We start from the raw sequence: 11,757 nt of genomic DNA on the forward strand, positions 1-11,757 counted from the left end.
GCATGAATCACAAATCTGCTGATTTGGGAATCCAGAACCGATTCCGATAAGCAATGATCCGCTCTAAATGGAGGGCTTTCGGTCGGCTTTTTGACGATGGCCAGGAATGGTGACGACCGGCGTGTTCACACCGTCGCAAATGCGGTCGAGGCAGTCTTCAGAACGCTGGGGCCCGGATCGACGGGCCTTCCATCAATCAACCTATTAGAGCCCAGACAAGAATTCAGGAAATAGAGAATTTGCGCTTCTGGCTCATCTTACAGCCGGTGGCGGATGGCAGGCGAGCGCCGCCATCCGCAGTGCCGATATAATTACTGCGTGATCTGCGCAAGGTCGGCATCGAGCCGCTTGCGCACCATATTCGGCACTTTCGCGTTCTTGATCACGTCGAGGCTGGCCGGGTTATCGCCAACCTGGATCAGCGCGACCATACCCATGCCGACATGCGGAGTGCATTTCAGCACGTAAGCGCCCGGAACATCGAACTTCGTCTGGTACTGCTCGCTCGACTTGGACTTAAATTCAGGGACGCCGTCGGGAATGAGGCCCTTGAAGGTCTCGACATTGTGGCCCTTGTCCTTTGGAATGAAGGTTACGGTGTCGCCGGGAGCGATCTTGAGGAAGCCCGGCTCGAACACCATTGCGCCATCCGCACCTTTGTTCAGCATCTGAATCTGATGGTCGGCCGCCATCGACGGCGCGGCCGAAGCAATCAAGACTGCCGTAGCAGCGATCGGACAGAATTTCAAACGCATTGCATGTCTCCTGTTTCTCAAGTCGGTTTAGCCCCTTGAACACCTTTTAAGACATGCTGCGCCCGCTTCTTTGATGCTCGTCAAATCGAGAGGAAAAGCAGCCGGAGGATGATATTTGTCAGCGACCGGGCGGGCCATGCTAAAGGGTAGGGAACCGAAGCACCAGGAACAATTATCCTTCTTCCCATTACGGCAAGCGTTTTCGCGCGTCTCATCTTGCGGTCGCGCATGGCGTCAAACTCGCCTCGGCGACATGGGCGCTCAACCTTGCTATTCGGCTCTCGGGCACTGGATCGGCTTCTGGCGCGGCTGTGGAAGTCCGGCTGTCGGTCTTAACTACTTTGCAGTATCTCGAGGGGCTGATCATCGGACTGACGATGATTCCTCCCGTACAGCAGTCATCGGCGACAACACCGGTCGCCCATTCGTTGGGGAAGTTGAAGCTGCGACAGTAATGGTCAAGGACGCTGTTAGTCACTTGCCGGTAGAGGTTCATGTCTTCAAACGCAGGTCAGCTCCCGGCATTAGCCGCGGGTTATTCTTCATTTTTGTCTGCCGTGAATGTCCTGTATTTGGCAACTGGTATGGCCGCGCGCTCGCCGTTGCTTGCCTTGATAACTTGATTGCCGAACAAATCCCGCGGATCGTTGACCATCACCGCGAGGTTATGGCGCGTCGAACAGCCCAGCGGCTGGTCAACGTCATTGGGCAAAGTGCTGGACAATGACGGGCAGTCAGAAGGTCTCGCATCATAGACGATCGCCTCTATTCGCGCTGAATGGCCGCCCTCGTGTTGGTTAAACAACTGAATATTGGAAGCGTAGATGCCCATCTGTTTTGCCTGATGCACTGCCTCTGTGCTGAGCGGGGGCGACCCGCTGATTAGCAGATGAAGTGCGTCGCGCCGACCACCGCTGGCCCTCCCAAGGAAAATACGCAAGCGCTGCAGTTCGGAGGCGCGAAGGCTCTCTAGAATCAAGACGCTGGTCTCCTGCTGGATTATGATGGGTGTCGATGGCTCGACATGGATCGGCGGGCTTGCGCAGCCACTCAGGCTTGCTGTTAGAGCGGCTAGGTGAACTTTGACCCGGAACGTCATTCGATGATAAAGCCGACACTGCTCTTGCCGCTTGGCATGCCAGTGCGGCCAGTAGCGCGGCTCCGCGGCAGACGTAGCGAATTCGATCCAGTGGCCCCCCCATCCAAGGGCGACGCCATCGTGGGTGCGCTCATCTGGTCCGGGTTTGACCCTGGTCTGACGATGTAAGGAGTGACCAGAATAACCAATTCCGACTCCTCTTTTTGAAACGACGACGAACGGAATAGGACGCCAAGGATCGGCACCTGACCGAGTCCGGGAAATGCACTGATATCATTGGTTACGGTATGCCTGATGAGCCCACCAATTGCAAAGCTCTGCCCACTGGCGAGTTCAACGACTGTATCGGCTCGGCGGGTAGAAATTGCGGGCACGGAAATTCCGCTGAATTGAACGGCACCTTGTGACGTGAGTTCACTGACTTCCGGCTTTACGCGAATATTTATCTGGTTGTTGCTGAGAACGGTGGGTAGGAATTCCAGGCTAACGCCGAAGCGACGAAATTCAATTGAGACTTGCCCATTTTCCTGTGGGACAGGAACGGGGAATTCCCCGCCAGCGAGGAAGCTGGCGGTTTCGCCGGACATCGCAGTGAGATTCGGTTCCGCCAAGATGGAAGCGACGTGCTCCTTGGCCAGCGCGTCGAGAACCCCGCCGATGTTGATATTACCATCATTGTATCCAATTTCTGCTGTACCACCACCACTAGCGGCACCAGAGCTGGCGCCTCTACCGCCGCCGCCTAACAAACCCACCTTGAAACTTCCGATTTGCCCGAGGGCCGACAGGTTAATCCCAAGCTCCTTCATCGCGCCACGGGAGACCTCCGCTACCCGCACACTGAGATTCACCTGCAGCGACCCTGCGACCTTGATCTTATTGACCACCTGCGCACCGTCACCGAGGAATTGCTCGGTAATTCTTTTCGCAGTGTCGACTGCTTCGGCATCGGGCGCTGTACCACTAAGAATCGCGCCGCGCGGGGTGTACTTGACACGGATCGGATAGTCTCCGACCTGATCCCTCAACATGGCTCGCAGCTCGCCGATTGGATCCGTAACGATGATCTGCATCTGGGCGAGAGCCACGCCTCTGTCGTTCAAGGCGAACAGGGTAGTCCGCCCGGGTTTCTTGCCAAAGACGAAGATGGTTTCGCTCGAGGGTGCCTGGTAGTCCGCAATCGTCGGGTCGGCAACAAAGATCGTCGCGGCTGGCGCGGGGAGACGGACTGTCTGGCCGAGCGAAGAGGAGAGGTTTAGCGTGGCATTGATACTACTGGAAGTGGCACGCAGCGCCCCTTCATCCCCGCTGCTTTGGGCCGCGGTAGAAAGCGGAGATAACAGCATGAGCGCGCAGATGAGAGGGCCCAAGTAAAGACGACTAGGGGGCCTCGGTCCTTCGATGAGAGCCAGCGGCCGATGGGTGTCAGGATGACGAATTGGAACAATATTCAAGGCAGTCTTTCTTTCATATTCGACCAATCATGCTGATACCGCGCCAGGCAATTCAAGAATGTAGCCAATGCCGCGGACAGTCTTTATCTGTGGCGTCGCACCTGACCTACTCAGATGTCCACGTAAGCGATAAATCCCGACTTCGAGCGCGTTGGTAGTCACCTCCTCGTTGAACGAATAGAGGTGACCTTCCAGCTGCGCACGCGGCACGATGCGGCCGGCACGCTTAAGTAGATGCTCAAGAATACATAGCTCCCGACGTGCGATCGTCAGCCGATCACCTGCAACGGTAAGCGCTCGACTGATTGGGTCGAAGTTGAGATTTCCAAATACAAGGATGGGATCGGTCAACTGTATCGCCCGGCGCTGAATGGCCCGCATTCTAGCGATGAGCTCAACAGGAGAGACGGGCTTGCGCAGGAAATCGTCCGCGCCACCATTGAAAGAGGCAATTCGCTTCTCGCGATCGTCGAAGCAGCTCATAACGACGGCGGGAACTGAGTGGCCCTCGCTTCTTAGTTGCTTCAACCAGCCTAAGCCGTCGCCATCGGGCAGAACCAACTCCAGCAGGAGAATTTCATAGCTCGCACAATGAAATGCATACGAGGCCTCCTCGAGAGTGCAAGCTACATCAACGGCAAACCCGCTATCCGCGAGCGCAGCAAGTACCGCGCGTGCAAGTTCCGCATGATGATCAACGAGTAGCGTTCGCATTTCGCCTCATAATAAAACTTGAAGAATCGGAGCAGGTCGCCGCCGGCTATTGAGCTAAGGTGACAGCAGAATTCACGCAACTCGTTGCCTTGGCACGAGCATGCAAACGCCGAAAAGCTCGCGGGCAGCAGCATGTGAAGACTATTGGATCGGAACCGTCGGTCGGCGGGCCCAAAACACTACCAACCTCGCTGATGATTTTTTCTAGCATCAATTCTCCTCAGTGCGGCCCAAGGTCTACGAGCTCCGGCATTGTCCAGGTGCCCATCGTTCGGATGGCTGAAAGGGCTATCTTCGAGAAGCGGTTTAGAAAAATCCATTCTTTCAATCAGTTACATTCAGGGGGTGGATGCATGCCGCAGGCTCTATCCCAGCGTGAGCTGCTGTCCACACGCTGCTCGGGGCTGTACGCCAGCCTTCTGGTCAGCGGGATCGATCCCGACGGGATGCGGCTGCTGGTCGAAACCGGCCGAACGGAAAGGGCTATTTGGAGGCCGGGCGAAAAAATCGTCCGCAACAGCGCGCCATACCGTCGCCGGCAATACGAAAGCCATTCGCCCCATGGCAACGGGCATTGTTGCTTAACGACCGGCACTTGGCGCGTGGCTTGGCCTAGTGCTGTATCAGCAATTAAGTCCGTCTATTCGACGCAAACGCGATGAACATATTTGCGCAGGTTAGGCACGCGCGCAGTTCCGGGATTGTCGGCGAGCAAAGCAAGATCCGCCAAACCTTTAGCCGCAAGTTAAGGCACGGGCGACGTCGCGGCGGTCTGACCAATAAAGCGGGACTTCTCTCGCCCATGCTCTGAGCAAACTGGGCCGCACGCGCGTCATCGTGCGGAAGTTTGCCTGGCTCCGCATTGTACTCCATCAGGCCACGCTACAGTTGCACACCGGCTGGCTAATCGATACCACGATCATGCACCTGCAATCGCAGATCGCTCCCGTGCAAGTCAAGACGAGCCCGCAGGCGAACGGGTTCGAAGCACCCGTCGGGGAAATCCTCTCGCGTCAGAACGGGCATGTTCGTCCGCTGGCAACCTCCATAGACGACGTTTTCCCGGCATTCATCTCGACGGACGAAGCTGTAATGTTGAGCAAGGGGGCGGCAGCTCGAGCCAGAGCGCTGCGCCGATTTGGAAGGGGTCTTAGAGAGGCTATCGGAGTTTGCGTCGGTGTCGCACGGTCTGCTCGCAAAGCTAAGCGACCACCGAACAACTGCCGACCTCCATTAGATCTGTTGGGCCAGATCGAAGACGGTGCGTGGATCACTGCGGAGAGGTCGTCCACCTCCTAGAACTGCAGCCGGAGTTGCCAGCCATCGCTCCATGGCCGGCCTCGGCGGAGACCCTGGGCCAGCTACTCGCGCGCTTGGACGAACTTTTGCAGATCGATCTTGCTGATGAGCAAAGGGCCGTCTTCCAAGCGCGTCAGTCGAAATCCCACGCGGGCGGGCCGATGCATGCCCGTCAGCTGACAACGCTGTATGACGCCGCCTTCACCGCCTATCACGTTAAGTCTAATGAAAAGCGGGGCTACAATCGGAAGCGGCAGGACGCTTGCGTTGCAATTACCGCGGCAAGCTTTCCACAGCGTTCACCCGCGTCATCCGTTTGCCCACACGGAGCACCGGCAAATGCTGGCTGCTCGACAAGGAAGGTAGTTTAGGCAAGCCGGTTTGGCAAAGAGCTAGTTGGCTTCTATCTGATAAATAAGGGCCCGTTTCAACCACTTTCGACATGCGCATCGAGGCTGTGCTGCGCACAGTTATGCTACGGTGCCAACGCACGTGGATCGGACTTCCCGTCTGTATCCAAGGACAGGTTCAAATTGTGTTGCAACATCTGATTGTCTGGCTCTGCTTTGAGAGCTTGCCGATATAGTACTTGTGCGGCGTCATGCCGGCCCTGAAGATCCAAGGCAACTCCTTTCGCGTTCAATACACGCAGATTACTTGGATCCGTAGCAAGCACTCCGTCGAGTACCTGAAGCGCCTCATGTTCTCGTTTCTGCGCCAGCAATATCTTGGTAAAACTGATTGCCGCATCAACATTATCTGGATGCTGCTTCAGATTGTGTAACGCTTGCTCTTCAGAAATCTTACCAACTGCGCTCAATATGCGTTCGCGCATTGCCGGGTCGATATGATTGGCGCCGAGCAACGCTGGGGGCGACGTCTCCTTCACCGAAAGAGCTGGCTTATTCCAGCTGGCGCAACCGCCGAGAGGCAGGATGGCGAGTACAGCGAAGAGGACTGAGTTCAATCGAAATGAAACTGATGTTGCAGCGACTGTATTCTTATGCGAAGTCATCTTCAGTTCTCACCTATCATCGAGGTCTTGGCTATCAACTTGCGGCAATGCGGAAATCGCGAGCCCCTGACGGTCCACTGTTGTTTCAAGGCGGAGCTTAACGGATCCGGCGGGCTGGATGGTGAAGTCGGGCGCGAGGTCCTGGTAAGACAGCACAGCAAGATCAATCTGATTTCGTGCGAGAAAGCCGCGGACGAAGCGTCGGATATCCGTTGCAGTTAATACGACAGGCCGGGTCTGATCAGGCGCTGTGCTGGATAGGATCTGACGCATCTGTGACAGTAGTGCTTCGCTTTGCCGATCCTCTAGGGCGAGGTAGGGCCCCGCAGCCGATTCCCGAACCGCGCTGCGCACCACATCCTCAGTCTCACGTTCGATGATGAACGCGGGCACGATTCCGTGTTCATTGGCATAGCGGTGACAGATCTGCCGCTTCATATCAGAACGAACGTACTCGGTGAGAAGGGCGACATTTTGCTCACGTTCGCTCCGTTCGGCCAATGCCTCCAAGACAACGCGGGTGTTGCGGATCGGGATACCTTCATCCAGCAGACGGCGCAGTACGTCGGCAATCCGAGGAATCGGTGTCGTGCGCAGCACCTCCTTTACCAGATCAGCATATTCCTGCTCCATCCGCCCCAACAATTGGCTGGTCTCCTGAATGCCGACCAAGCGCGGTGCATAGCGGGTTAACGCCCCTTGCACACGCAACGCGAGGAGTTCGCTGGGGCGATGATGTCGGATGCTGGCAGCCTTAAGAGCCTGCGCATGGCATTGTTCGACCCAGATTATGTCCTTTTCAGAATCTTGGCGAAAGGGGATGCCGCTCGACTGAATGTTCGCCCGATCGTCTTTAAGCATTAGCTGTGTCGAATCAATCAGATTCTGTTCTACCGGCACGCCCTCGATATCTATCCTGAATTTCGACTCGGGCAGCTGCTGATCGACCGCAACAGGGATGCGGGGAACAATGATGCCAAGATCGGCTGAGACCAATTGCGACACGCGTGCAATATGCTGTTTTAGTTCGACCTGGTCGATGGCTTGCATGACGTTCGGCGCAAGGAAGAGAGCGATTGGACATGCCTCCGCAGGCATCGTTTGGTTTTGAGGCTCCACTGGAGCTGCAGGTGTAGCATCGACACCGCCGGCGCCCAGCACATCACCCTTGAGAAGGCTTGCCGCGGCGAATACCGCGGCCAAGATAAAAAAGACGGGTAGAGGGAAGCCAGGAATGAACCCCATCGCAACCAAGACGGAAGCCGCCAACCGTAATGCTCGCCTGCTCGCCGTGAGTTGATTAACTATGTCGGTCCCAAGGTTGAGGCTCCCGGCCCCAGTTACACGAGTGACGATGGTCGCCGCGGTAATTGAGAGCAGCAGGGCCGGGATCTGCGAGATTAGCGCATCACCGATGGTGAGAAGGGTATAATGTCGCAGCACCTCGCCGAAGGGCATACCTTTCGAAAGCAAACCGATCGAAATCCCACCCAGCATGTTGATGAAAATAACGACGAGCCCGGCGATCGCGTCACCCTTCACGAACTTCATCGCGCCGTCCATAGCGCCGTAAAGTTGGCTTTCCTTCTCCAATGCGCCGCGCCGCCTGCGAGATTCGCTGGCATCTATATCGCCGTTCCTTAACTCTGCGTCGACCGCCATTTGCTTGCCCGGCAGGGCGTCGAGCGTGAAGCGGGCGGCCACTTCTGCTACGCGTTCAGCGCCCTTCGCGAGGACCATGAACTGCACCATGGTCACGACTAGGAATATGACGATACCTACGACGATATTGCCTGAGATTACGAAATCGCCGAACGTGTGGATGATGCTGCCCGCCTCGCCTTCGGCCAGGATCAATCGCGTCGTTGCGATGGTGAGCGCCAGACGGAAGACCGTGGAAATCAAGATGACGCCTGGCAAAGAAGAGAATTCAAGGGGTGTGCTGATATACAAAGCAACCATTAGCAGCAGTATGGCCAAACCCATATTGAAGCCAATCAGTGTGTCGATCACTGCGGTTGGTACTGGCATCACCATCATAGCCACTGCCACAAGCAGCATCAGCGCAACCATTAAGTCCGGGCTGGCCGGCGCGCGCTCGATGAGGTTACGAATGATATTACCCATGGAGGCCCCTTGTTATCGTTTGAGAATTGCTCTGCTTTTACGCAGCTTTCGAAGGTCCACCAGCGCATGGCGACGCTCGAGACTGAGACTGCGAAAGCGGTGGCCCCGGGTGTATACAGCGTGTCCAGGCCCGTCAGGCTCCACCGCCAACATCGGCCGTTACGAGCGCAGAGGCGAGAAGTCGCAGCAGTTGAACATCCCGAAAATGATCGGATGTAGGTGCCGCAACCGGGGCAAGTTTCCTGCGCTCTTTCCACATGCGAGGCAGACGTAAAAGAGGGAGCACAGGAAATCGCGCCTTGCCTGGGGATAAGCGCGCGACACCACCTGCTTCGGAGACCTTCGTCGTTCACGCTGGGTCCTGCGCCGCTATCGTCTCGCCCTTGATCAAGCTGGGGCCCGATCTGCTGGAGCTGGAGCACCCGCCGTAACGGGACAACAATTTATTCCTGCATTTCCGGATGATACCGAGTGCAACAGGGCAGGTGGGGCAGCTTGAGCATTGGAGTTCTCCTAAGCCTGCGAACCGGAAAGCACTTAATAGGGGAGAGAAGCAACGTGGCCATTCCGGCTCAGCAGCACGCGGCTGTCTTCGATCCGATCGATTGTCCATCCACCATCCAAAAGGGCGCCGACGAAGTACTTCTCTCCGTCAATAACAACATACGGCGAGGACCCGCGCCAAACCGCTTCAATCGCGATTGCCGACGGCGCCTTCTCCTCTTTGGTGATCACTTTATTGACCAGTGTTAGAGCTCCATTCGTGCGATGATCGAACCACTCCTGAACCTTCTGCCAACTGGTAGCCGATGCAGACGAGACGGTGCCTTCAGCTGTAACAACCCCCTTGGCCCAGTCGACCTTAATATTGAGCAGGCCCGCTCTAGCCGCTTCCAGTTGCAGATCTCTGGCCGCTGCAACAGCCATCTGATTGTCAGCGTTTTCAGTCAGCTTGGGTTTAGGGATAGCAGCAGGTGAATTGGCGCTCGATACATCGGCGCTAACGTAGTAGGAGAAAATCATTGAGAGCGCGCCGATCCCGACGGAGCCCAATAGTACGAAGGCCAGTATGCGGATCGAGAGGCGTGGTGTGTCGACTGATTCAGCGGGCGCTGCACCCTCTGCCGACCAGAGCATGGACATCGCGCCTACGTCGATCACGACCGGAAGAGGAAGCACAACACGCTCGCCGGCGGCAATATCCCCTTTGCCCTGAACGCTAATTCCGGCTGCGAGGGTTTCGACATCGATCGAATCTGCAAGAAAAGTGATGCGAAGATGTTGAGGCGCTAATCCTTGCTCGATAAAGATTATGTCGGCGTCGAGGCCACTACCGATTACTTTCGCTTCTGGATACAGTACACCGGTCAGCCCGCAATAGAGGCCTGACAGGACTTCGAAATGAAGAGAAATCGTGTCACTCAAGGATATTCTTCCAGACAAGGATAGAAGCCGCACGGCAATTGCCGTGCGACTCATTTCAGTTCCACATCGCGTTACCAAATGGTGCGATCGAGACTACGTAAGTCACGCTTCAAACATTATTGAACGCGCTCGTCGGCGACCTTCTTGACCGTCGAGAGTTGCGTTGTAACAGTGCGCAGCAACATACTCCTATTCGTAGCCTCGGTGCTAACCGCCGCCAGCTCCTCCATTTGAGCTTTGAACGCATCAGCCCCATCATTCTTGGCCTTTGTATTTGTAGAGCCCGCGGCGCCTGAACTACCTTTGCTACTATTAGACCCAATTTTACTTGACATATTGCTTTCCTTTCTTCAATTGTGCCGTCATCAACGACACGCCGGTTCCTGACGAGGACCATCTATCCAGCATCAGGTATCCTCTTCTGTCTCTGCCATAGCCTCCTCGGCATCAGCCATGACATCGTTCATGATAGTTAACGCTACGGCGTTGAGAGCCAGCTGAAAGGCTTCTTGTTGAGATGCAGCCCCGCCGTCGCCAGAATTGGGCGGAATGTCCGTGCGATCGTGCGCCCTTTCGGACCTCTTGGGGTCTGGCTGCGCGCTAGGATCGGCCGGTTTTTTATGATCAGGTGCGTGCGACGGTTGTCGGTTCGAACGTTCATGACCTCCTGTACGGGCCAAGAGAGCACCGAAGCTACTACTTCCATTTACTGCGACCATCAGGTACTCCGGCGTTTATCTTTATTTGTCAATGGGCGGCGATGCTGTCTTCTGCATCCACCTCCTCAAACTAAAGTCGTCACCTTTCGACAAGCTGACGAGCTTTAAAAAAATAGCGCCGTGATAGATCACGGCTGCGGGCGATCTGACGTCTCCTGTTGAAGCAGATTTCGATCTAACGTCACTTTCTCGCGGAAGTGTGGTGAGGGCGTGCGCTTCTACTGCAGACACCGGATCAAATGTCGTGATCTTTAAAAGCTTCAAAAATGGCCGGCTTCATCGGAATATGCGGGCGAGCGGCAGCCTCGGTGAGAAGTCGCCGCATGCCGAATGCATGCTGGTGAATCCATAACATCGACCAAGCGCTTTGTCGCTTAGGTGCTATATTGACACCGACCACCACGTTGCATAGAGCCGCGCTGAGATTGAAAGTGCCATCATAGGCTTTGCAGCCGTTCCACCTTGTCGGGTCCGTGCTCCGCTTCGGTCTTCTTGGTCGCCATCGGCGGACCAGCAGCTCACAGGCGTGCTCAGCATGCTCGGCCCCAGCATAGTCTCGCCGCGCAGTGCTGACAGACTGGCTGAAGCGCGACGGCGAACATTGCTGTCGTTGGACGCGCCGTGCGTTAGGGAGAGTTTCCGCTACTTAAGCCGCCGGCGGCGTGTCCTCACCCAATATTGTCTTCTTCCTGCTTCGTTAACCTGTGCCGGATCAAAGTATCCGTCCGGTGAGGACCGCGGGTATTACTGCTCCGAACCTTTGGCCTTTGTGACAGCCTTGGGCGGTGCGTCACCCATCTCTCTGCGGACGTTGATGATGTGCCGAAGATTATCGATGCCATCTTCCGTGAAGACAACGATGGGCTCGCTCAATTCTGAGGCTGGGAAGCTGTCGTAGGCGCTGAGTCGCCCGTCCTCGGAGAACATTCCGATGGAGCAGTCGTGGAGAAAGTCCTCGTCCTCCTCGAGCATTTCGGCCACGTATTTGAGCGTGTAGAGAGAAGTGTTGCGGTATCCCATTGTCGGTCCAATTTTCGGTCAGGCAGCCTTGTCGGCAGCCACTTTCGAAGAAGACCAGTTCCACGGCAACAACTGTTCGAGCTGTGCGATCGGCATGTCGGCGATGCGCGCGAGCACATCGGCGAGCCAC

9 protein-coding genes are annotated in these 11,757 nt (G+C 56.1%); all 9 read right to left on the bottom strand.

The window, feature by feature from the left end:
• Nucleotides 1–311: 311 nt before the first annotated feature.
• Nucleotides 312–755: a pseudoazurin gene (locus tag ACQ7C1_RS31210; RefSeq protein WP_430961145.1), complete on the bottom strand. Its 444-nt coding sequence runs from the start codon at nucleotides 753–755 to the stop codon at nucleotides 312–314.
• Nucleotides 756–1,290: 535 nt separating this feature from the next.
• A complete protein-coding gene (locus tag ACQ7C1_RS31215) occupies nucleotides 1,291–1,854 on the bottom strand; it encodes a CpaD family pilus assembly lipoprotein (protein WP_430961146.1) in 564 nt (187 codons plus the stop codon).
• Nucleotides 1,851–3,308, bottom strand: a complete 1,458-nt coding sequence (locus tag ACQ7C1_RS31220) for a type II and III secretion system protein family protein (protein ID WP_430961147.1) — start codon at nucleotides 3,306–3,308, stop codon at nucleotides 1,851–1,853. The genes ACQ7C1_RS31215 and ACQ7C1_RS31220 overlap by 4 nt, the downstream gene beginning before the upstream one ends.
• Nucleotides 3,309–3,335: 27 nt before the next feature.
• On the bottom strand, nucleotides 3,336–4,022 hold the full coding sequence (locus ACQ7C1_RS31225) for a response regulator (RefSeq protein WP_430961148.1): 687 nt from the start codon (nucleotides 4,020–4,022) through the stop codon (nucleotides 3,336–3,338).
• Nucleotides 4,023–5,796: 1,774 nt separating this feature from the next.
• Nucleotides 5,797–6,336, bottom strand: coding sequence for a tetratricopeptide repeat protein (locus ACQ7C1_RS31230; RefSeq protein ID WP_430961149.1), 540 nt, complete (start codon nucleotides 6,334–6,336; stop codon nucleotides 5,797–5,799).
• Between the two features lie 9 nt (nucleotides 6,337–6,345).
• A complete protein-coding gene (sctV, locus tag ACQ7C1_RS31235) occupies nucleotides 6,346–8,463 on the bottom strand; it encodes a type III secretion system export apparatus subunit SctV (RefSeq protein ID WP_430961150.1) in 2,118 nt (705 codons plus the stop codon).
• Between the two features lie 537 nt (nucleotides 8,464–9,000).
• A complete protein-coding gene (locus tag ACQ7C1_RS31240) occupies nucleotides 9,001–9,888 on the bottom strand; it encodes a SctD/MshK family protein (protein WP_430961151.1) in 888 nt (295 codons plus the stop codon).
• Nucleotides 9,889–11,351: 1,463 nt separating this feature from the next.
• Nucleotides 11,352–11,627 (bottom strand): hypothetical protein, encoded by a 276-nt coding sequence (locus ACQ7C1_RS31245; RefSeq protein WP_430961152.1) that lies wholly within the window; start codon nucleotides 11,625–11,627, stop codon nucleotides 11,352–11,354.
• Nucleotides 11,628–11,645: 18 nt separating this feature from the next.
• Nucleotides 11,646–11,757, bottom strand: a 112-nt coding sequence (locus tag ACQ7C1_RS31250) for a transposase domain-containing protein (RefSeq protein WP_430961153.1), incomplete at its 5' end; no start/stop codon positions are given.

The sequence above is a fragment of the Rhizobium sp. Nf11,1 genome (assembly GCF_050587665.1).
Taxonomy (GTDB): domain Bacteria; phylum Pseudomonadota; class Alphaproteobacteria; order Rhizobiales; family Rhizobiaceae; genus Rhizobium.